We start from the raw sequence: 21,140 nt of genomic DNA on the forward strand, positions 1-21,140 counted from the left end.
ATCACCTTGATCGACGCCGACCGCTACTACTTCCGCGGCGTGGACGCGGTCGCGCTGGCCGAGGCGTACACGTATGAGGAAGTGGCCGAGTGGCTGTGGACCGGGGTGCTGCGGCGGGGAGTGCGCTTCACCGCTCCCCCGCAGCCGCTGGCCGCGGCCCGCAGGACGGTGGCTTCGCTGCCCGCCGACTGCGGCCCGATGAACCGGCTGCGGGTGGCGGTGGTCGCGGCGGCTACCGCCGATCCGCTGCGGTTCGACCTGTCGGAGGAGGCGGTGCTCGGCTCGGCGCGCTCCCTCATCCCGACGATGGTGGACGCGCTGCCGCCGGCCGGTCCGCCCCACCGGGGCGGCGGCGGTCCGCTCGCGCCGCGGCTGTGGTCACGGCTGACCCGGCGCCCGCCGGACGAGCCGTCACTGCGGGTGCTGGACGCGGCGCTGGCGCTGCTCATCGACCACGACCTGGCCGCCTCCACGCTGGCCGCCCGGGTCGCCGCGTCGGCCCGCGCCCATCCGTACGCGGTGGTCTCGGCGGGGCTGGGGGCGTTGGACGGCCCCCTGCACGGACAGGCCAGCGCGCTGGCCCACCGGATGCTGGCGGAGGTGCTGGCGCGGGGCAGCGCGGGCCCGGTGGTCGCCGAGCACCTGCGGGCCGGGCAGCACATCCCCGGTCTCGGCCACCGCCTGTACCGCGACGAGGACCCGCGGGCCCGGCTGCTGTTCGCCCTGCTCGACCGGGTGCCGGCCGCGGCGGAGGCGCTGGCCGCCGCGCGTGACGTGCTCACGACCGCCGCCCAACGCATGCCCCTGCACGCCAACGTGGATCTGGCGCTGGGTGTGCTGTCGCTGTCCTGCGGGATGCCGCTGGAGGCGGGCGAGACGGTGTTCGCGGTCGCCCGGACGGCGGGGTGGATCGCCCACGCGCTGGAGGAGTACGGGGAGCGTCCGCTGCGGATGCGGCCGAACGGCTCCTACGACGGTCCGCGGCCGGCGCAGCCGCTGCCCTGACGCGGGGCGCGGCCGCAAAGGGTGCGAGGGGCGGGTGCCGGGGCGGTAGCAGGGTGCGAGTGCAAGTGGGCTGCCGGGGCGGCTGCCGTCCGGGCCGGGCTCCGGGCCGCCGGCTCAGACCCGGGTCAGCCGGGGGATGCGGCCGACCAGCTCGGCCCATTCCGTGTCCGTCTGGCCCGGCACCATGCGGCCGGCCGACCGCCACTGGGCGGCCAGGGCCGCGAAGACCGGCGCGTCACGGCTCTGCAGAAGAGTCCCGCCCCGGGGCGCCGCGCGCCAGGGCCGGGCCGGGTCCGTACCGCCGGGGGCGTCCTCTTCCGGGGTCCACTGCGTTGCTGCCATACGCCGACCAACGACACGGCCGGGAGACCGCCACTGGGTGGGCCGTTCGCACCACTCGGACGAGTGAACGCGGGCCGCGCGGCGGGCGGAATTTCCGGGCGGCGGGGCTCGTTACGACGTGCATGAGCACTGTGGAGCTGACCAAGGAGAACTTCGACGAGGTCGTGTCTTCGAACGACTTCGTCCTCATCGACTTCTGGGCCGACTGGTGCGGTCCGTGCAAGATGTTCGCCCCGGTGTACGACAAGGCGTCGGGCACGCACCAGGACCTGGTCTTCGCCAAGGTCGACACGGAGGCCCAGCCGGAGCTGGCCGCGGCCTTCCAGATCCAGTCGATCCCGACGCTGATGATCGTGCGCGACAAGGTGGCGATCTTCGCCCAGCCGGGCGCCCTCCCCGCGCCCGCCCTGGAGGATGTGATCGCCCAGGCCCGCGCCCTCGACATGGACGAGGTGCACAAGTCCGTGGCCGAGGCGCAGCAGAACGACGACGCGTAACCCCGCGGGGCACACCGCCCGACCCGCCGGTCGCTGACCGGCGGGAGCGTGGGCTGCCCGCACTTTTTCCCGATGCCCCCTTCGGCGGCGCCGGGCCCGCGTGACCACCGGGTCGCGGGTGGCCCGTCGCCGCCGAGCCGCGTCCGGGGCGTTGTCACAGGGGCGGCATAGGCTCGCGCCGTGGAGGCGGAGGGCGGGCACGGATACCGGGTCGCCGTGGTCGGCGACCCGGTGGGCCCCGGCGGACGGCTGCGCCGGCTCGGGGAGGACGGGACGCCGGTCGGCGCCGAGCGGCCGGTGCCGGATCTGGCCGCCGAGGTCGGCCGGCGGGAGGCGGCGGACGCGCCGCGGTGGGTGTGGGCGTCGACGGACGAGCTCTATCCCGGGCTGCCCCGGGTGGGCCGCTGCCACGACGTGAAACTGGTGGAGTCGCTGCTGCTCGGCCAGGAGGGGCGGCACGGGCGCCCCCGGTCCCTGGGCGCGGCGTGGGCGCGGCTGCACGAACGGCCGGAGCCGCCGGACACGGCCGAGCCGGGGGCCGAGGACCAGCCGGTGCTGTTCGCCGCCGACCGCCACCACCTGCCGCCGGACACCGATCCGCTCGCCGCCCTGATCGCGGTGCACGCCGCCCAGCTGCGGCGGATCGCCGCCGGTGAGCACCCGGACCGGATGCGGCTGCTGGCCGCGGCGGAGTCCGCCGGGGCCCTGGCCGCCGCGGAGATGGGACACGACGGCCTGCCGTGGAGCGCCGCCGCCCACGACGAGTTGCTGACCGGCCTGCTCGGGCCCCGCCCGGCCGGCGGCGCGCGGCCCGCGGTCCTCACCGAGCTGGCCGCCCGCATCCAAGAAGCCCTCGGCCAGCCGGTCAACCCGGACTCCCCCGCCCAGGTGCTGCCCGCCTTCGCCCGGCTCGGCGTGCAGCTGCCCTCCACCCGCTCCCACGAGCTGCGCCGGATCGACCATCCGGCGGCCGCCTTGCTGCTGCGCTACAAGGAACTGTCCCGTATCCATGTCGCGCACGGCTGGGCCTGGCGGGAGCGGTGGGCGCCCGGCGGCCGTTTCCGGCCGGAGTACGTGGCCGGCGGCGTCGTCACCGGCCGCTGGGCCACCCGCGGTGGCGGGGCGCTGCAGATCCCCCGGCTGCTGCGGGGCGCGGTGGTCGCCGATCCGGGACACCGGCTGGTGGTCGCCGACGCGGGCCAGCTGGAACCGCGGGTGCTGGCCGCGATGTCCCGGGACACCGGGCTCACCCGGGCCGCGGCGGCCGGCGACCTGTACGCGGCCCTGGCCAAGGACGCGTTCGACGGTGACCGGGGGCGCGCGAAGATCGGCCTGCTGGCCGCGATGTACGGCCAGACCGGCGGTGAGGCGGGCCAGCCGCTCGCGGTGATGCGGCGGAGTTATCCGGCGGCGCTGGCACTGCTGGAGGCGGCGGCCCGCACCGGTGAGGCGGGCGGTGTCGTACGGTCCCAACTGGGCCGGACCTCGCCGGCGCCGTCCGCCGGCCGCTTGTTCGACGACTCCGCCGATTCGGAGGACGGCGCCACGCCGGACCGGCGTGCGGCCCGCTCCTGGGGGCGGTTCACCCGCAACTTCGTGATCCAGGCGAGCGCCGCGGACTGGGCGCTGGCCATGCTGGCGGCGCTGCGCCGCCGGTTGGCGGAGGTCGGTCCCGAGCCCCGGCTGGTGTTCTTCCAGCACGACGAGGTCATCGTGCACACGCCCACTCCGCTCGCGGCGGAGGTGGCGGCGGCGGTGACGGCGGCGGGCGAGGAGGCCCGCCGCCTGGTGTTCGGCGCCACCGAGGTGCCGTTCCCGCTGGACACGCATGCGGTGCGGAGCTACGCGGACGCCAAGTAGGCGCGCCGCGGGCTCACTTGTCGTTGGCGGCGTCGGAGTCCGCGACCGCCGCCGCCGAGTCGGCGTCGTCCACCAGCTTTTGCATATGGGCCAGTTGGGAGGCGGACGGCGCCGGCGAGGTGCTGCCGGGCGCCGGCGCGGCGGGCCCGGGGGCTGCGGCGTGCTGCTGTCCGCCGCAGCCGGTGAGCAGCGCGAGCGCCAGGGCGGCGGCGGGTGCTGCCGCCAGCAGCCCTGCCCGCCGGGTCACTTGGCGCTCTTCTTCGCGGCGAAGGACTGGGTGCCGCACCAGGTGCGGACGGCCGCCAGGTCGGTACTGCGGTGGTTGAGCGTGGGGACGAGGGAGGTGCGGAAGGCCAGCTTGTCCTTGAGGTACGTCTCCACCGCCGTGTCGCCCTTGGCCGCCGCGTTGTCCACCCGCTTTTGCAGCCGTGCGATCGAACCCCGCACGGTGGCGGGGCCGTTGAGGCGCCGCAGGGCGCGGTCGATGCGGGCGTCGGTCTTGGGCAGCCGCTTGCACAGCGCCCGGGCGCCGTCCCCCGTGGGCGCTTTGGCGGTGGCCTTGGCAGGGGCCGAGGCGGGCGTCGAGGGTGCGGCGCTGTCGGCGGCGGCGGCGGTGTCGGCCGCGCCGAGCAGGGCGGCGGTGGCGATGGCAGCGGTCACGGTGATCGCGGTCCGGCTGGTGTGCATGGGTGAGGTCCTCCTCCGAGTACGGCGCGGGGTGCCGCGCCTGCTGACTGGAGGGTAGGAACGGTCTTTGTGGAAACGGTGTGGGTTCCGGTGCCGGCCGGATCCGGCAAGTCCCGGGTGCGGGACGGCGCCTACCCCGGCGAATCGTCGCGGCCGGGCGCCGACGCCTCGGTGAGCCAGTCGCGCTGGCGCGGCAGGACCGGGGCCAGGGCGGTTCGCGGCAGGTCGAGGGTGAAGCAGGCGCCGGGCAGGCCGTCGGGGCGGTCGGTGACGGTGATGGTGCCGGCGTGCAGGGCGACCTGCTGGCCGACCAGGGCGAGGCCCAGGCCCGAGCCGGGGCTGTCGGGGCGGCGGTGGAAGCGGCGGAAGATACCGGGCCGGTCGGCCGGCGCGATGCCGGGACCGCGGTCGGTGACGGTGAGGCGGACGCCCGGCGCGGCGTCGGGTGCGTGCAGGGTGACGTCGATGGTGCCCGCGCCGTGCACGGCGGCGTTGACCAGCAGGTTGTCGACGGCCGAGCGCAGGCCGGGCGGCCAGCCGTGGACGACGCAGTGGGCGGGCCCGGTGAGGGCGACCCGGGCGGCGGGATGGTCCTTGCGCAGGTCGCGGACCGCCGCTTCCAGCACTTCGGCCAGGTCCACCGGTGCGAAGGCGTCGGCCTCCACCAGGTCGCCCTGGGCGAGGGTGCGCAGCATCACCAGCAGGCCGAGCAGGCGTTCGTGCTCGGCGCGCAGGTCGGCGGTGATCTCGGCGCGTTCGGTGGCGTCGGGCGCCGGATCCCCGTCGAGCACGTCGAGGTTGATCCGCATGCTCATCAGCGGGGTGCGCAACTCGTGGGAGGCGGCGGCCGAGAAGGAACGCGCGGTGGCGAGTGCCTCGGCGATGCGGGCGGCCTGCTCGTCGTAGCGGGCCAGCACGGTGCGCAGCGTGCCGGCCAGGTCGTCGATCTCGGGGACCCCGGTGGGGGTGTGGTCGAGCCTTGTCGCGCTGGTCCGGGGGTCGATGCCGCCGGCCCGGCGCTGCAGGAGCAGCAGCGGGCGGGAGAGCCGGGCGGCGGCGAGCCAGGCGGCGGCGCCCGCGACGGGGGCGGTCAGCAGGGCCACGGTGAGGATCCGGCGCCGGACCTGGGCGATCTGGGCCTGGCCGGCGGTGTCGGAGGCGAACAGCCACAGGGTGCCGCTGTCGGTGGGCCGCGCCACCGTGACCGGGGCCGCGAGCACCCGCCAGCTCTGGTCGCCGGCCTTGATGGTGACCGGCCGGGCGGCGCCGGCCGCGGCGGGCAGCGGGACCGACGAGGCGGGCTGCGGCCCGCCGGACACCGTTTCGCCCGGGCCGGTGACGCGGATGCCGACGTCGAGGGCCGCGGCGAACAGCCTGCGCTGGCGGGCTTGTTCGACACCGGCCGGCCGGTCGTTGACCATCGCCCGCAGCAGGTCGCGGGCCTCGGGCCGGACGGCGGCGGCGCGGTCGCGCAGATGGGCGTCGGCCTGCCGGTGCACGTCGCCGCCCACCAGCCGGACCATGATCCAGCCGGAGCCGAGCACGAGCAGCGGGACGACGACGCCGACGGCCAGCGCGATGCGGGTGGACAGTCTCATCGGCCTTTCCCGTCCTCGTCGGCCGGCCGCAGGACGAAGCCGATGCCCCGGACGGTCTGCAGCAGGCGCGGCCGGCCGCCGGCTTCCAGCTTGCGCCGCAGGTAGCTGACGAAGGTGTCGACCGCGTCGGTGCGCACCTCGAAGTCGTAGCCCCAGACCCGGTCCAGCAGTTGGTCGCGGGTGAGCACGAGGCCGGCGTTGCGGGCCAGCACCTCCAGGAGTTCGAACTCACGGCGGGTCAGGTCGAGCCGTTCGCCGTCGCGGGTGGCGGTGCGGGCGGCGGGATCGAGGACCAGCCCGCAGGCGCGTACCTGGTCGTCGGGGCGGGGCGGGCGGCGGCGCAGCAGGGCGTGCAGCCGCAGCACCAGTTCTTCCAGCGCGAAGGGTTTGACGAGGTAGTCGTCGGCGCCGGCCTGGAGTCCGGCCACCCGGTCGGCGACCTCGTCGAGGGCGGACAGCACCAGGACCGGCAGGTCGGAGCCGCCGGCGCGCAGGGTGCGGCAGACCTCGATGCCGTCGACGCCGGGCATCGAGATGTCCAGCACCAGGATGTCGGGCGGGGTCCGGTCGAGGAGTTCCAGGGCGCGGCGGCCGCCGTCCGCCTCGCTGACGCTGAAGCCGCGCAGCCGCAGCGCCCGGCCGAGCGAGCGGCGGATCGCCGCGTCGTCGTCCACCACCAGGACCCGGCCGCCCGGGCTGTCACCCGTACGGTCCGCTGCCGTCGTCATCCGGACACACCTCCGCTCCCCGGCCGTGCAGCATGGTTGCATCGCGGGAACCATGACCGTACGGCGGGGAGCGGAAGACTGTGTCACCAGGTGGCCGGCCGGGCGCGGGCCCGGGCGGGTCTCAGCCGGTGTACTGGGCGAAGGTGCGGGTGAAGTCCCAGGCCTGCTGCGGGACTCCGGAGCAGGTGTCGTCGTTGGGGTAGGCGCCGGCGCAGGGGCGGTCCCGGTTGGCGGACCAGAAGGTCAGCCGGGCCAGGTGGTGGGCCTGGGCGTAGGCGAGGATGGTGCGGAAGTCGTTGACCGTGACGGTCTCGTTGTTGTCGGTGATGCCGTTCATGGACGAGATTCCGCTGTGCCGGTACGCCTGGTCGTCGCTGTAGCCGTAGGCGTTCTTGAGGGCGTTCTTCAGGCCGTCGGTGGCCTGGGTGGTGAGGTTGCCCATGTTCTGGCCGGCGCCTCCGAAGTCGAAGGGCATGATGGTCCAGGCGTCGACGGTGAGCCCGGAGGCGGCCGCCTTGCTGATCAGGCTGGTGTCGGGGCCGCTCTGCCCGGTGCCCATGGTGACGTAGACGGCGATGCCCGGGTTGGCGGCCTTGACCGTCTTCAGGGCGTCCACCGTGCGCTGCTGGACGGTGGAGTTGCTGTAGGCGTCGGCCTCGATGTCGATGTCGATGGCCTTGAGCCCGTAGGCGCTGATCACCTTCTGGTAGGCGCCGGCGAGCGCGGCGGCGCTGGTGCAGGAGGATTCCAGCTTGTTGCCGCTGTAGCCGCCGAAGGACGGGACGACGTCGCCGCCGGCCGACCTGATCTTGTTGATGGCGGTCTGGTCGACGCCGCCGGTGAGCGGACGGCCGCCGTCCCACTGGGGGTTGCAGGTGCCGTTGCTGAGCACGAAGGCGAGGGTGAACCACTTGACCCCGGTGGCGTTCATGACGGTCGCCGGGTCCGGCGGGTTGCCCCAGCCCTCGTAGAGGTACGGGGCCACGGCCGGCACGCCGGTCGCGGGCGGCGGGCTGGTCGGTGGCGGGGTGGTGCCGCCGCCGGTGGGCAGCGTCCACTTCTGGTTGGCGCCGCCGCCGCAGTCCCAGATCTGCAGCCGGGTGCCGTTGGCGGAGCTGGGGCCGGTGGCGTCGAGGCAGCGGCCGGAACCGGTGTTGACCAGGGTGCCGCCCGCGGCCGTCCACTGCTGGGCGGCGGTGCCGTTGCAGTCGTAGAGCTGCACCTTGGTGCCGTTGGCGGTGCCGGCCGCGGTGACGTCCATGCACTTGCCGAGGGCTTCGAGGGTGCCGTCGCCGCCGACGGTCCAGTTCTGCGCGCTGCTGCCGTTGCAGTCGTAGAGCTGGATCGCCGTGCCGTTGGCGGTGCCGGCCGCGGCCACGTCGACGCACTTGCCGCCGTAGCCGCTGATGGCGCCGGTGGCGTCGGCGCCGGAGGCGCTCGAGGCGATGCCGAAGGCACCGAGGGCCCCGGCGGCGAGCGCCGTGGCGGCGAGGATGCTGGTGGACCTTCTCATCGGCCGGTCACCGTCCGCTTCGGTAGTCATGACCCTGACAGAACGTAGAGCGCCGGGCGCCCCGGGAGACTTCGCTCAGGTCTTAGTTCAGGACGTGATTTAAATGGCGGAATGAGGGACCGTCAAGTGTTCCGGCAAAGGTCCGTACCTTAAAGTTCGCGGCAGCGCACCAGCACCGCGAGCACCACCGCGCCGGGGATGAGCGGCAGCCAGGCCGTGAACAGCCGGTAGCCGAGCACCGCGGACGTCGCGGCGACCACCGAGGCGCCGGCCGTCACCAGGGCCAGACCCAGCGCCGCGTCGAGCGAGCCGAGGCCGGCCGGCGTCGGCAGCCAGCCCGCGGCGGTGCTGGCGAAGAGGTACGCCACCAGGACGCCGCTGACCGGGACCGGCGCGTGCACGGCCCGGATCACCGCGACCATCACCGCCGCGTGCATCATCGGAAAGGCCAGCGAACCGCCCCACAGCCCCGCCACCCGGTAGCGGTTGTGGTGCAGCGCCCGCAGATCGTCGGCGACCGAGGTCAGGAAGCCGCGCAGCCGGGACCGCAGCAGGCGGGCGCAGCGCGGCAGCAGCATCGCCACCACCAGCAGCAGCACCGCCACCGCGCCGATCAGCAGCGGCTGGCCGGGCAGCACCAGCCCGCCGGGGGCCAGCCGGTGGAAGTGCAGCGCGCTGGGGAACAGCAGCAGCAAGGTCACCAGCAGCACGACGCGGGCCAGGCCCGCCGCGCCGGCCCGCACCGCCAGCGAGGTCACCGAGTGGGTCGGGGTCAGCCCGCGGCGGATCAGGAAGCGCAGGCTGACCGCGTTGCCGCCGACCCCGGCGGGCAGCACGTGGTTGGCCGCGGAGGCCGCGAACTGCGAGGCCAGCAGCCGCAGCGGCGGCAGCCGCCGGACCACCGCGCCCTGCAGCGCGGTGGCGGAGCACACCCAGGTCATGAAGGCCGCGAAGCCGGCCGCCCCGAGCCAGCCCGGGTCGGCGGAGCTCAGCCGGGCGGCGCTGGAGTCGATCAGCGGCCACTGCCGGACCAGGAACAGCGCGACGAGCACCATCGGCAGCAGCACCGCCGCCGACCGCAGCGCGGTGCGCTGCCGGGCCGACCGCCCCGGGACACGCTGCCAGAGGGTGTCCTGGGTACGGGTGACGGTCACGGGGACTCCTCGTCGCGGGAGGTTCGGCGGCGGGGGCCGCCGTGAGCGGGACTCTTCGTGGCGGAGGACGTGCCAGTACGAGGGCGGGGAAGGGCGGATCGGTGAGCGGTCAATCCAGATTAGGCGGCTCCGCACCGAGCGACCTACCCGCGCGCGGCCACACGGGTCAACACACTCAGTGAACCGGGCGCAACGAACAGGTGCTTCCCGGCCATCTGCCGTACCGCGGCCCCGTCCCCGCCACCCGAACGGCCGTATCGACGATTCCCTCGTTCGATGAGCCCCCCGGGCATGGCGCGTCACCGTCGCGTGGACCCGTGCGTCGCCCGTCCGCGGGCATGCCGAGCCGCCGGCCCGCGAGGAGCGCGGACCGGCGGCTGCTTCCTTCAGCGCGACTCAGGGCGGTGAGAGGTCCGCCGTGAGCCGTTCCCGGGGGGTGGTCAGTGGATCAGGAAGGCGCCGTCCACTGCTGGTTGGCGGCACCGGTGCAGTCCCAGATCTGCAAGCGGGTGCCGTTGGCGGAACTCGGGCCGGTCGCGTCCAGGCAGCGGCCCGACTGCGGATTGACCAAGGTGTTGTTGGCGCCCGGAATCCATTGCTGCGACCCGGTGCCGTTGCAGTCGTACAACTGCACCTGGGTGCCGTTGGCGGTGCCGGCCGAGGTGATGTCCATGCACTTGCCCAGCGCCTGGAAGGTGCCGCCGGTCGCGGTCCACTGCTGGGCGGTGCTGCCGTTGCAGTCGTAGAGCTGGACCGCGGTGCCGTTGGCGCTGCTGCCGGCGTTGACGTCGACGCACTTGCCGCCGTAGCCGGTGATGGCGCCGGTGTGGCCGGTGCTGCCACCGGTGCCCTGGGTTCCGGCCCAGGTGAAGGTGGCCGAGGCGCCGCCGGGCAGGCTGTACGAGAAGTTCTCGTTGCCCCAGTTGACCCGCACGGTCTGCGCGGAGGTCGACTCGTTGTACGCGATGAGGGCCTTGGAGCCGTCCGGGTTGCGCCAGGCGACGTTGCGGACGGTGGAGTTGTCGGTGGAGGCGATCCGGGTCGCGCCGGGCTTCACGAACTTCGTCAGGTGGCCCATCGTGTAGTACTCGATGGTGTAGTCGACCTGCCCGCTGCGGCTGTCACCGTTGTGCACGGTGACCAGGCCGGTGCAGGTGCCGCAGCCGCCGTTGTGCGGCCCCATGTTCTGATCGACCGCCAGGCTCCACTTCACCCAGCTCTGCCCGTAGTTGCGGGTGTAGTCGATCAGGTTCTCCATGTCCTCCTTCTGCTGGTTGCCGATCCAGGTGCCACCGGAGTGCTCGGTGTCGAAGGCCGGGACGTTGGGGTACTGGTTGTGGATCGTGGTCTGCTCGCCGACGTCGCCCTCGTAGCCGTGCCACGCGATGCCGCCGAAGTTGGGGTCGTTGCGGATCGTCGCGTCGTCCACGGTGGGCGCGGCGTAGTCGGCGTAGGAGTCCCAGTTCCAGTCCAGGGCGAGGACCTTGGTGGACAGCCCGGCCGCGTGCAGTGCGGGCAGCAGGTTGGTCTTGGTGAAGTACGCCAGACCCGAGCCGTTCCACTGCGCGGAGGGGTAGCCGCTGCAGCAGGTGGGCTCGTTCTGCACCGTCACGTAGTTGATCGGCACGCCCTGCGCCTGGTACGCCTGCAGGTACTTCACGAAGTACTGGGCGTAGGCGGCGTAGTACTGCGACTGCAGCCAGCCCTGGCTGTAGGCGCCGTTGTCCTTCATCCACGGCGGCGGGGTCCACGGGGTGGCCATCACCGTGACCGCGGGGTTGAGTTGGCGCGCCTGCTTGGTGAGCGGGAGCACGTCGGTCAGGTCGTGCGCGATGGAGAAGTGCGCGAGGGTGGGGTCGGTCTGACCGGCCGGCATGTCGTCGAAGGTGTAGTTGCTGCGGGCCAGGTCCGAAGCGCCCATGGGGTTGCGCAGGAAGTCGAGCCCGATGCCGTTGACCGGGTCGAAGAGCTTCTGCATCACCGAGTTGCGGGTGGCCGTGGACAGTGCCCCGCTGGAGTTGAGCAGGTAGGCGGCGGTGTCGGTGAAGGACGCGCCACCGCCGGTGAACTGCTGGTACTTGGTGTTCTCGTCCACCGTGATCTGCTGGCCGGCGCCGCCGGTGCCGGCGGTGAAGGCGACCGGGGTCTGCTGCTGGAGGCCCTTGGAGACGGTACGGCCGCCGGCGTCGCTGGTGGTGGTCAGGTAGACCTGCACGCTCTCGCCCGCGGCGTGCGCGGTGGACGGCAGGACGAGGGTCGGGGTGAGGGCCGCCGCGGCGGCGGCCAGCACTCCGACAAGGGCGCGTCGCAGGGTGAATCTGCCCGCGCGTGGGCGGGTTGCTGAGCTCATGGTCGTTGCCCCTTCGGCAGTGGCATGGGCCTGATCCGAACGACCGTGCAGCGAGGGGGTCTGCACGCTTGTTTCATCACTTGTTTCACGACTTATATCGCGTCGTGATTTAACTCGCGGCCCAGAGGGCCCGTCAAGGCATCGGACAGGGTTCGATGCGGCCCCGGATCCAGCCGCCGATCGTGAAACACCGTGTAACAAAGCTGCGTTGACGACCACGGGGCCGGTGACCTGCGACGCATTGGTCCAGACCGCCGGACGCCGCCTGACGGGCCGTCGGCAGCGGCCACCGCGGATCGGTGGCCGGGGATCAGTGGCCGAGGATCGGTCGCCGAGGATCGGTCGCCGGCGATCAGCGGCGGGCCGGGGCGGTGCTGCCGCGCGGCACCAGCAGCGGCGCGTCCAGCAGGATGTCCGGCACGTCCGCGCCGCCGATCAGCGCGAGCAGCGCCGCCGCGGCCCGCTCACCGTACTCCGGCACCCGGCGATGGACCGCGGTGAGCGCCGGATGCACCAGCCGGCACAGCTCGCTGTCGTCCCACGCCACGACGGACAGCTCGGCGGGGACCGACACGCCCATCTCCTGGGCGACACCCAGCGCGGCGACGGCCATCACATCGTTGTCGTAGACGATCGCGGTCGGCCGGGCCGCGCCGGACAGCAGTCGGCGGGTGGCGCGGGCGCCGTCCTCACCGGAGTAGTCGGTGTGCACCAGGGCGAAGCCCGGCAGCGAGAGTTCGGCGGCGCAGCGCTCGAAGACCTCGCCCCGGTCGCGGGTGTGCACGAACCGCTGGGGGCCGGCCACCCGGGCGATCCTGCGGTGCCCCATCGCGGCCAGGTAGGCCAGCGTCTCGCGGACCGCGGCCGCGTCGTCGATCCAGACCGAGGGCACGCCGGGCGTGCCGGTCGCATGGCCCACCACCAGCGCCGGCAGGCCGAGTTCACCGAGCAGCCGGGGCCGCGGGTCGTCCTCGACCAGATCGACCAGCAGTACCCCGTCCACCCGGCGCTCGCCCCACCACCGCCGGTAGGCGGCCTCCTCGGCCCCGGCGTCCTCGGTGACCTGGAGCAGCAGCGCGGTGCCGGTGTCGGCCAGTCCCGCCTGGACCCCGGAGATCAGCTGCATGAAGAACGGCTCGATGCCCAGCACCCGGGCCGGCCGGTCCACCACCAGTCCGATCGCGCCGGCCCGCCCGTCGGACAGCGCCCGCGCCGCGCTGCTCGGGTGCCAGCCCATCCGCGCGGCGATCTCCACCACCCGCTCGCGGGTCTGCGCGGAGACGCCCGCCTTGCCGTTGAGCGCGTAGGACACCGCGCCCTTGGAGACGCCCGCGGCCTCGGCGATGTCGGCGATGGTGGGACGCTTCGTGGGGCTCATCCGTCGTGCAACGTCCTCGGTGGTCGGGTGGGCCGCGCGGCGCACGGCCCGCGGTGATGATCGGCCACACCCTAACAACGCGGCTGCGGCCGGGCGCCGGGCGTGCGCGGGCCGCGGCGACCCGGGCGTGGTCCTCGGGGGCGGCCGGGGCTCCTGGCGTCACCGTGTCACCGTGTCACCGTGTCCCCGGGGACGCCGGGCGGGCCGCATCCGGCCGGCGGATCCGGGGCCGCGGGCGCCTGCCGCGTCGGCCGCCGTCGCCGGCCGCCTCAGGCGCGGGTGGCCGAGATCTCCAGCCGGACGTAGTCGACGACCGGTTCGGCGAGCCGCCCGGCGACCGCCGCGACGAAGGGCGCGCGGTCGCCGGCCGGCATGTCGTCCAGATGGGCGCCGAGGACGACGGTGGCCAAGAACGCCTCCAGCTGTCCGCCGGGTTCGAAGCGCGCCGGGTCCGGCCGGAGCCGGACGTCGATGTCGGTGAAGGAGGCGGCGGCCAGCCGCGCGCGCGTCTGCTCGACGCCGGCGAACTCCCAGGTCCGCTGCTCGGGCCCGGCGCCGAGCACCTCGGCGACGGCCGCGTTGACGGCGAGGATGTTGCCCAGGCCGCCGCACTCGGCGACCAGGCGGGCGCCCGGCCGCATCCGCGAGGCGAGCGAGCCGAACAGCGCGGCGTGGTCCTCGATCCAGTGGAAGGCGGCCACGCTGAAGACCGCGTCGACCTCGCCGGTGAACGGCAGCGGCTCGGTCAGGTCGGCCCGTACCACCTCCACCCGGTCCAGCCGGCCGGCCAGCCGCGTGCGCAGCTGGTCCAGCATGCGGACGGAAGCGTCCACCGCCACCACCCGGCCGGCCGGCAGCCGGTCCAGCAGCCCCGCGGTGTCCCGGCCGGTGCCGCAGCCCGCGTCGAGCACCCGCTCGTCGCCGCGCAGCGGCAGCCGGCCGAGGGTGCGCAGTCCCCAGCCGAGGTGCGGCAGCGGCAGGGAGTCGTAGGTGGTGGCGTCCCACTCGCGGGGCATGGCGCTCCAACCGTCGTCGGTCCCGCCGGGCCGCGGCGGGTTCAGCGGTCACGCTACGCCGCCTGTCCGTATGATGAAACCGTCGTCTCACATGGCGGGCAAGGGATAGGGCGACCAGACCGGCGCGCGGTCCTTGTCGATCAGGGCCGCCCGCACGCCCTCGTGGAAGTCGGGCGCGTGCGCGACCCGGCGGGCCAGCGCCAACTCGCGGGCCAGGCACTCCTCCAGGCCCGAACCGGCGCCGTCGCGCAGCAGGTCGAAGGTCAGGGCCAGACTCATCGGGGAGGCCGCCGCCAGCGCCGCCAGCGTCTCGTCCGCCCAGGCCCGGTCCGTGTCCTCGGCGGCGAGCCGGTCTCGCAGCGCACCGAGGTCCGCGGCGGTGAAGCAGCGTTCGACGGCCGCCCGGTGACCGGCCAGTCCGGACCGGGGCGCGGCCGCGGCGAAGCGGTCCAGCGTCGGTGCGGGAGCGCCGCCGGCCAGCAGGGCGGCCTCCAGCGCGGGCAGGTCCGCGGCGGGCACGTAGTGCGTCGCCAGCCCGCACTCCACGGCCGCCGCGCCGCCGATCCGCACGCCGGTCAGCCCGAGGTACCAGCCGACCGCGCCCGGCAGCCGCGGCAGGAAATGACTGGCGCCGATGTCGGGGAAGAACCCGATGGCGGTCTCCGGCATGGCCAGCACGGCCCGCTCGGTCACCACCCGGGCCGAGCCGTGCACCGAGACGCCCAGCCCACCGCCCATGGCGTACCCGTCGATCAAAGCGGTGTACGGCTTGGGGTAGCCGGCGATCAGCGCGTTCAGGGCGTATTCGGCGGAGAAGTAGCCGAGAACGGCCGCGTCGTCGCCGCGCAGGCCGGCGTCGCGCATCGCCCGGATGTCGCCCCCGGCGCAGAACGCCTTGGGCGACGCGCTGCGGATCACCACCGACCGCACGGCCGGGTCGCCGCGCCAGCTCTCCAGGGCTTCGGTGATCAGCTCGATCATGGTCAGGTCGAGCGCGTTGAGCGCGGACGGCCGGTCGAGTTCGATCACCCCGGTGCCCGCGCTGACGCGGGCGGTGACGGGCGGGGCGGTCGTGTCCATGGCGCTCCAGTCGGTCGTACGGTCGGTTCGCGGGCGGCGCGTCACCCGGACGGCGGTCCGGGCTCGCCGTCCATCCAAACACCTGGTCACCGGGCGCGGACCGGCCGGCCGGGAAAGCGGCAACGGTCGCCGGAGCGCGAGCGGCGTTGGTAAGCTCGCCGCGAGCCGTGACTGGCGCGCTGGGATGGGGTCAACCATCGGGGAGCGGCTCGTTCGTACCGCTACCGAGTGCCGTGCGCCTGGGCCGTCCCGTTTCCGAACCCGCTTCGAACCGGAGAACCCCATGGCCGAACTGCCGTCCGCCGTCACCCCGTCCGACGCCTCCCCCGCGTCGATCGCCTACCGCAGCGGGCTCGAGGTGATCCGGGCGGTGGAGCCGCGGATCGCCGACGCCATCGCGCGCGAACTCACCGACCAGCGCGAGATGCTCAAGCTGATCGCGAGCGAGAACTACGCCTCCCCCGCCGTCCTGCTGGCGATGGGCAACTGGCTCAGCGACAAGTACGCCGAGGGCACCGTCGGCCGCCGCTTCTACGCCGGCTGCCGCAATGTGGACACCGTCGAGGGGCTGGCCGCCGAGTACGCCCGTGATGTCTTCGGCGCCGCGCACGCCTACGTGCAGCCGCACTCGGGCATCGACGCCAACCTGGTGGCCTTCTGGGCGGTGCTGTCCCAGCGGGTGGAGAGCCCTGCGCTGGCCGCGGCCGGCGTCCGGCAGGTCAACGAGATGTCGGAGCAGGACTGGGCGGCGCTGCGGGCCGAGTTCGGCAATCAGCGGATGCTCGGCATGGCGCTGGACGCGGGCGGCCACCTCACCCACGGCTTCCGTCCGAACATCTCCGGCAAGATGTTCGAACAGCGCAGCTACGGCACCGACCCGGTGACCGGGCTGCTGGACTACGACGCGCTGCGCGCCTCGGCCCGCGAGTTCCGGCCGCTGATCCTGGTGGCGGGCTACTCCGCGTACCCGCGGCTGGTCAACTTCCGCATCATGCGCGAGATCGCCGACGAGGTGGGTGCCACCTTGATGGTGGACATGGCGCACTTCGCGGGCCTGGTGGCCGGCAAGGTGCTCACCGGCGACTTCGACCCGGTGCCGCACGCCAACATCGTCACCACGACCACGCACAAGTCGCTGCGCGGCCCGCGCGGCGGCATGGTGCTGTGCGACGACACGCTGGCCGAGCATGTGGACCGCGGCTGCCCGATGGTGCTCGGCGGACCGCTGCCGCAGGTGATGGCCGCCAAGGCGGTGGCACTGGCCGAGGCGTCCCGGCCCGAGTTCGGCGGTTACGCGCGGGCCGTGGTGGACAACGCGCGGGCGCTGGCCGAAGGACTGCTCCGCCGGGGCGCCGCGCTGGTCACCGGCGGCACCGACAACCACCTGGTCCTGATCGACGTGTCCGGCTACGGGCTGACCGGCCGGCAGGCGGAGGCGGCGCTGCTGGAGGCGGGGATCGTCACCAACCGCAACTCGGTGCCGCAGGACCCGAACGGCGCCTGGTACACCTCCGGCATCCGGATCGGCACCCCCGCGCTCACCACCCGCGGCCTGGGCGTCGCCGAGATGGACGAGATCGCCGGTCTGATCGACACCGTGCTGGCCGGCACGAGCGCCGCGCCGGCGCCCAAGGGCGGGCTGTCCAAGGCGCATCACGTGCTGGAGGCGGCGGTGGCCGAGAAGGTCGCGCGCCAGGCCGCCGACCTGCTGGCCGGCTTCCCGCTCTACCCGGGCATCGATCTCAGTTGAGCGGTCCGCCCCGTCCCGGACCGAGAGCGGTCCGGGACGGGGCGGCCGGCCGGCCGCTGTCAGCCGAAGGACCAGATGACGCCGTGGTCGGCCGTGATCAGCGCGACCAGGATGAGCAGGTCGGCGACACCGAGGGCCAGGCCCAGCAGGGCCCGGCCGCGACGGGCGGTGCCGCGGGCCAGGGCGACGAGGGCGAGCACGACGGCGGCCGGGCCGAGCACCAGGTTGAAGACCAGCAGGCCCGGCAGGCCGAGCAGGAAGGACGCGACCGCCATGCCGTCGGCGTCCCGGGTTCCGGTCCCGCGGCGGGCAGGGTCACGGCGGTCCAGGTCCCGGTCCCGGCCGGCCGTTGCCGGGTCGCCAGTTGCGGCCGGTGTCGGGATCGGTGTCGGTGTCGGTGTCGGTGTCGCTGTGGTGTTCACGGGTTTTCCTTCCGGGAGTTGTCGTCGGGAGCTGTCATCGGGCGGGCGGGCGTGGGCCCGGGCCGGGGCGTGCGGCCCGGGCGTGCGCCTTCGCGGCCACGGGCTCGGCCGGCCCGCGTCAGCGGCGCGAGCGGCCGATGCCCTCGCGGACCGCGAATCCCGCCAGCCAGAGCACGATGGCGACGGCGGTCGCGGTGAAGACGGTGAGCGAGGTGTGCGCGGCGGCGCCCATCAGGACGCCCAGACCCAGCAGCAGGACGACGAGGCTCATAGCGGGTGCGACCTCCGGGGAGTCGGCCGTGGGGCGAACGTTCCGGCCGACATCTGAGTGGACAGTTGTCACCGACTTCCCAGTCTAGAGTGGCCGAATTCGGCGAACGACTGTTACTGAATGACATGAGTCACACATCGGGGCACCGACCGGCCGCGGTCCGGCCCGCCGGGGTCCGCCGGGCCCAGAAGCTGCAGACCCGGCAGTCGCTGCTGGACGCGGGCCTGCGCCTGCTGGAGCACCAGAACCTCAGCAGCCTGGGCCTGCGCGAACTCACCCGCGAGGTCGGCATCTCCCCGGCCGCCTTCTACCGGCACTTCCCGGACATGGCGGATCTCGGCGTCGCCCTGGTCGATGAGGCGCTGGGCAGCCTGCACACCGCCATCCGGGCGGTGATGGCGGACTCCGCCGATTCGGCCGAACTCATCGAGCGCACGGTGATGATCACCGGGGCGTACGTGGACGGGCACCGCCCGCACGTCCGCTTCATCGCCCGGGAGCGCTTCGGCGGCGTGCGGCCGGTCCGCGAGGCGATCGGCGCCGAACTGCGCCGCTTCGCCGACGAGGTGGCCGCCGGCCTCGCCCGGCAACCGCTGTCCGCCGGCTGGCCCGCCGACGATCTGCGGATTCTGGCGGAACTCTATGTCGACCACACGGTGATGACGGCGACGGCTTTCCTGGAGGCGGCCCCCGGCGACACCGTGCGGCGGGCCCGGGTCGCCCACGCGGCCGGCCTGCGGATGCGGATCATCAGCGTCGGGCGTACGCACTGGCTGGACCCGGAGCCGTGACCGCCCGCGGCCAGGGACGGCGCCGGCCGCGGCACGACCGCGGCACCCTCGCGCGACGCGGATCCCGCATCCCGCTGCTGGACCCCAACTGGGCCCGACCTGGCGCCTCTTCGGCCCTGGGGGCGCGCGCACGGACCCCGCGCGCCTGGAATCTTGCCGTTCATCGGTGCAATCGGCAACAGCGCTACTACCCTGAGTCGCCAGCAGGGTTGGTGACGTCGGAGCCGGGAGGGCCGGATGGACCCAGAGCCCGCACAGACGGTGGAAGTCGTACGATCCGGGGGTCGGCCCGGCGAACAACTGGCACGCTTATTGGACCGTGCCGACAACGGTGAGCGGGCCGCGCGGCAGCTCGCCGAGGTGCACTTCGCACTGATGCACTACTGCGGGCTGCAGTCGTGCCGTCACACCAAGGGGCCGCCGCGCCGGCTGGACCGCCGCACCTTTCGGCACAGCTTCCTGCTGCCGGACGGCACGGTACGGGTGCTGTGGGAACTGGAGCACAACACCGGCGCCGAAGGCGGCCTGCGGCACGCGGTGTTCACCGACCGCGAGGACCTGGCGGTCGCCGAGTGGGAGGTGGACGCCGCCTTCGGCGTCAGTACCGGCCGGGCGGAACTGCCGCCCGAGCTGGGAGCGTTCGGTTCCACGAACGGGCACCGCGCCGCCGGGCCGACCGCTCTGGACGCCGAACGCGAAGCGGTGGACGAGCTGTTGTCCCCGGGCAAGGAGGCGTTCCGCCGGGCGTACACCGAGGGCAACTCCCCCGAGCACGCCTGGCGGCTGCTGCGCCGCGCCACCAACGCCAACGCGCCCGGCGAGGACATATTGCTGCGCCTGCACGCCGCCATCGCCCATGACATCAGCATCGTCACCCGGCGCAGCGCGACGATCGGCGGCCGGCCGGTGTCCTGGTCCCTGTACGAGCACGCGTTCTTGCTGCTGGACGGCAGCGAGTTGAGCCTGTGGGAGATCGACCACACCCGCACTCCCGACGGCCATCCGGTCTGCGAGGTCTACCCGTCGCGCGACGCCGCGCTGGACACCGCCGTCCGCCGTATCGAATCGGGCGGCTGACCGCGGGGTCCGGCGCACGGCCCGGACCCCGCCCCGGCCGGGTCGCCGGCTCTACGCCGTCGGCAGCGGGGCCGCCCCGCGATCGGCGTCCGCGTTCCAGCGGGCCCGGGTGACGGCGGCGGCCAGCGTCGGGGTGTCGATCATCTCCTCGTGGGTGCCGGGGCTGCCGCAGGCGTACGCACCCGAGACCGATCCGGCGAGCACGCAGGCCGCCCGGTCGGCGCCACCGAACCGGGCGTGCAGGAAACCGGTGAGAAATGCGTCGCCGGCGCCGTTGCTGTCCACGACGGGCCGCTCCGGCACCACCGCGGGAAAGCGCTGCGGCTCCTGCTCGCCGCGCTCGAGCACCCGGCATCCGGCCGCCCCGTCGGTGGCCACCACCAGCGTGGCCCGGCCCTGCGCCAGGATCTGCCGCATCACCTCGGGAATGCGCTCTCCGGCAGCGGCGGCGCAGAGGAAGACCAGGTCGGCTCCGTACGCCCAGGGGTGCGCCGAGGCGTCTTGCCCGTCCCAGGCGTGCAGGTCGGTGGAGACGGTGCGGCCCAGGCGGATCGCGTCGGCGAAGACGTCCTGGGCGTGGGCGGAGCGGGAGATGTGCACATGGCGGGCCCGGGACAGGTGCGGGAGGTAGAACTCGCGCGGCAGCCGCAGATCGTGCGGGTGCCGGCCGTCGTAGAAGGAGAAGCGGCGGCCCGCGCGGTCCACCAGGTTGACACTGCGCGGGGTGCCGGCCGGCGCGGGCAGATGGCTGAAGTCCAGTCCGGCGGCCGCGTACCGGTCCAGGATCATCCGGCCCTGCGGGTCGTCACCGAGGTAGTCGATGAACTTCGTGCTGCGGCCCAGGGCGTGGAAGCCGAGGGCCACTCCATTGCCGGTGTGCGCCACGTAGTCGCGGATCGGCGGCACACCGCTGTAGTCGCCGGCGGGTATGGCGAGTTCGTCGACCCGCACGATGGTGTCCACGCCGGTGCCGCCGATCACCAGCACGTCGTACGGCGTCTGCGGACGGGCGTCAGGGCGCTCGACGGGAAGGTCGCCGGGGATGGCGCCGGTGGTCATCTGAGTTCTCCGATCCGTGGGTGCGCGCAAGGTCGTGCGGAAGGTGTTCGGCGTCAGGCCGCGGGCGGTTCGTTCCCGCTCCCACGGGCCGGTCCGCCCGCGTTCCCGTCGCCGTCGCCGGTCCCGCGGCGGCGCTCGGCCTCGTGCTGCTCCCGCCATTCCTGGGTGCGTCGCTCCTCCTCGGTGCTCAGCACGATCAGCGACAGCCGCGACAGGGGCGGTACGGGCTCGGTGCGGCCGGCCCGGCGCCAGGCGAGGATCACCGTCAGCCGGATCATCTTCCTCGCCGCGTACAACAGCAGTGCGGCGAGGGGGAGTTCGGCGAGGGCGGCGGTGAGGACCGAGCCGGTCAGCCCGCCGCTGCTCCAGTCCAGCACGATGTCGAACCAGGCGTCGCAGCACAGCAGAGTGGCGGTCACCACCGCCCAGGGGACGAAGATCTGCAGCCGCCGCCAGGCGCACAGCGCGGTGACCCCGATCGAGGCGACCAGAGCGCCGTCGAAACCGACCCAGGCCAGCCGCCATTGGCGTACCTCGTGGTGGGACGGCAGGCTGGCCGAGA

20 protein-coding genes, 1 pseudogene and 1 riboswitch are annotated in these 21,140 nt (G+C 74.0%); of the genes and pseudogenes, 6 read left to right on the forward strand and 15 right to left on the reverse strand.

Annotation, left to right across the window (positions count from 1 at the left end):
• On the forward strand, window positions 1-1,005 hold a 1,005-nt coding region (locus GA0115240_RS05065; protein WP_107407098.1), incomplete at its 5' end, for a citrate/2-methylcitrate synthase.
• 114 nt (window positions 1,006-1,119) lie between these two features.
• Here the strand turns inward: GA0115240_RS05065 and GA0115240_RS05070 are convergent.
• Window positions 1,120-1,347, reverse strand: a complete 228-nt coding sequence (locus GA0115240_RS05070; RefSeq protein WP_093735447.1) for a hypothetical protein — start codon at window positions 1,345-1,347, stop codon at window positions 1,120-1,122.
• 122 nt (window positions 1,348-1,469) lie between these two features.
• On the opposite strand from GA0115240_RS05070, the gene trxA reads away from it, so the two are divergent.
• Complete coding sequence (gene trxA, locus GA0115240_RS05075) at window positions 1,470-1,844, forward strand: thioredoxin (RefSeq protein ID WP_093735448.1); 375 nt, start codon at window positions 1,470-1,472, stop codon at window positions 1,842-1,844.
• Window positions 1,845-2,024: 180 nt separating this feature from the next.
• The gene (locus GA0115240_RS05080; protein ID WP_093735449.1) at window positions 2,025-3,704 is read left to right on the forward strand and encodes a bifunctional 3'-5' exonuclease/DNA polymerase; all 1,680 of its coding nucleotides are present in this window, start codon (window positions 2,025-2,027) and stop codon (window positions 3,702-3,704) included.
• Between the two features lie 13 nt (window positions 3,705-3,717).
• Here GA0115240_RS05080 and GA0115240_RS05085 read toward each other — a convergent pair whose 3' ends face one another.
• The 10 genes from GA0115240_RS05085 to GA0115240_RS05130 all read right to left on the reverse strand — a co-directional run bounded on the left by GA0115240_RS05085 (window position 3,718) and on the right by GA0115240_RS05130 (window position 15,208).
• The gene (locus GA0115240_RS05085) at window positions 3,718-3,951 is read right to left on the reverse strand and encodes a hypothetical protein (RefSeq protein WP_093735450.1); all 234 of its coding nucleotides are present in this window, start codon (window positions 3,949-3,951) and stop codon (window positions 3,718-3,720) included.
• Window positions 3,948-4,391 (reverse strand): hypothetical protein, encoded by a 444-nt coding sequence (locus tag GA0115240_RS36060; protein ID WP_141708732.1) that lies wholly within the window; start codon window positions 4,389-4,391, stop codon window positions 3,948-3,950. Before GA0115240_RS36060 ends, GA0115240_RS05085 begins: the two co-directional genes overlap by 4 nt.
• Window positions 4,392-4,522: 131 nt before the next feature.
• The gene (locus GA0115240_RS05095; RefSeq protein ID WP_093735452.1) at window positions 4,523-5,989 is read right to left on the reverse strand and encodes a sensor histidine kinase; all 1,467 of its coding nucleotides are present in this window, start codon (window positions 5,987-5,989) and stop codon (window positions 4,523-4,525) included.
• Window positions 5,986-6,717, reverse strand: coding sequence for a response regulator transcription factor (locus GA0115240_RS05100; protein ID WP_093735453.1), 732 nt, complete (start codon window positions 6,715-6,717; stop codon window positions 5,986-5,988). The genes GA0115240_RS05095 and GA0115240_RS05100 overlap by 4 nt, the downstream gene beginning before the upstream one ends.
• A gap of 121 nt (window positions 6,718-6,838) precedes the next feature.
• Window positions 6,839-8,260 (reverse strand): chitinase, encoded by a 1,422-nt coding sequence (locus tag GA0115240_RS05105; protein ID WP_370673281.1) that lies wholly within the window; start codon window positions 8,258-8,260, stop codon window positions 6,839-6,841.
• 119 nt (window positions 8,261-8,379) lie between these two features.
• Window positions 8,380-9,384 (reverse strand): lysylphosphatidylglycerol synthase transmembrane domain-containing protein, encoded by a 1,005-nt coding sequence (locus GA0115240_RS05110; protein WP_256069550.1) that lies wholly within the window; start codon window positions 9,382-9,384, stop codon window positions 8,380-8,382.
• Between the two features lie 448 nt (window positions 9,385-9,832).
• Window positions 9,833-11,734 carry a ricin-type beta-trefoil lectin domain protein gene (locus GA0115240_RS05115; protein WP_093735455.1) on the reverse strand — a complete coding sequence of 634 codons (1,902 nt, stop codon included), beginning with the start codon at window positions 11,732-11,734 and terminating at the stop codon, window positions 9,833-9,835.
• A gap of 352 nt (window positions 11,735-12,086) precedes the next feature.
• Window positions 12,087-13,112 (reverse strand): LacI family DNA-binding transcriptional regulator, encoded by a 1,026-nt coding sequence (locus GA0115240_RS05120; RefSeq protein WP_093735456.1) that lies wholly within the window; start codon window positions 13,110-13,112, stop codon window positions 12,087-12,089.
• Between the two features lie 269 nt (window positions 13,113-13,381).
• Window positions 13,382-14,128, reverse strand: coding sequence for a class I SAM-dependent methyltransferase (locus GA0115240_RS05125; protein WP_093735457.1), 747 nt, complete (start codon window positions 14,126-14,128; stop codon window positions 13,382-13,384).
• A gap of 87 nt (window positions 14,129-14,215) precedes the next feature.
• A complete protein-coding gene (locus GA0115240_RS05130; protein ID WP_093735458.1) occupies window positions 14,216-15,208 on the reverse strand; it encodes an enoyl-CoA hydratase/isomerase family protein in 993 nt (330 codons plus the stop codon).
• Window positions 15,209-15,365: 157 nt separating this feature from the next.
• Window positions 15,366-15,460, forward strand: a riboswitch (ZMP/ZTP riboswitch).
• 31 nt (window positions 15,461-15,491) lie between these two features.
• Here GA0115240_RS05130 and GA0115240_RS05135 point away from each other — a divergent pair.
• The gene (locus GA0115240_RS05135; protein WP_093735459.1) at window positions 15,492-16,958 is read left to right on the forward strand and encodes a glycine hydroxymethyltransferase; all 1,467 of its coding nucleotides are present in this window, start codon (window positions 15,492-15,494) and stop codon (window positions 16,956-16,958) included.
• Window positions 16,959-17,017: 59 nt separating this feature from the next.
• On the opposite strand, the gene GA0115240_RS05140 is transcribed toward GA0115240_RS05135, so the two are convergent.
• Window positions 17,018-17,233: a DUF4190 domain-containing protein gene (locus GA0115240_RS05140; protein ID WP_093735460.1), complete on the reverse strand. Its 216-nt coding sequence runs from the start codon at window positions 17,231-17,233 to the stop codon at window positions 17,018-17,020.
• A gap of 265 nt (window positions 17,234-17,498) precedes the next feature.
• Complete coding sequence (locus tag GA0115240_RS36650; protein ID WP_176724984.1) at window positions 17,499-17,651, reverse strand: hypothetical protein; 153 nt, start codon at window positions 17,649-17,651, stop codon at window positions 17,499-17,501.
• A 125-nt stretch (window positions 17,652-17,776) separates the two neighbouring features.
• Here GA0115240_RS36650 and GA0115240_RS05145 point away from each other — a divergent pair, with 125 nt between their 5' ends.
• Together GA0115240_RS05145 and GA0115240_RS05150 are read left to right on the forward strand one after the other, a co-directional pair.
• Entirely contained in the window at window positions 17,777-18,442 is a 666-nt protein-coding gene (locus tag GA0115240_RS05145; RefSeq protein WP_093735461.1) for a TetR family transcriptional regulator, read from the forward strand.
• 237 nt (window positions 18,443-18,679) lie between these two features.
• A complete protein-coding gene (locus GA0115240_RS05150) occupies window positions 18,680-19,519 on the forward strand; it encodes a DUF6227 family protein (RefSeq protein ID WP_141708733.1) in 840 nt (279 codons plus the stop codon).
• A 51-nt stretch (window positions 19,520-19,570) separates the two neighbouring features.
• On the opposite strand, the gene GA0115240_RS05155 is transcribed toward GA0115240_RS05150, so the two are convergent.
• A complete protein-coding gene (locus GA0115240_RS05155) occupies window positions 19,571-20,578 on the reverse strand; it encodes a carbohydrate kinase family protein (RefSeq protein ID WP_093735463.1) in 1,008 nt (335 codons plus the stop codon).
• Between the two features lie 53 nt (window positions 20,579-20,631).
• Window positions 20,632-21,140, reverse strand: a pseudogene (locus tag GA0115240_RS36655) (hypothetical protein); the annotation flags it as partial.

The sequence above is a fragment of the Streptomyces sp. DvalAA-14 genome, assembly GCF_900091855.1.
GTDB lineage: Bacteria > Actinomycetota > Actinomycetes > Streptomycetales > Streptomycetaceae > Actinacidiphila.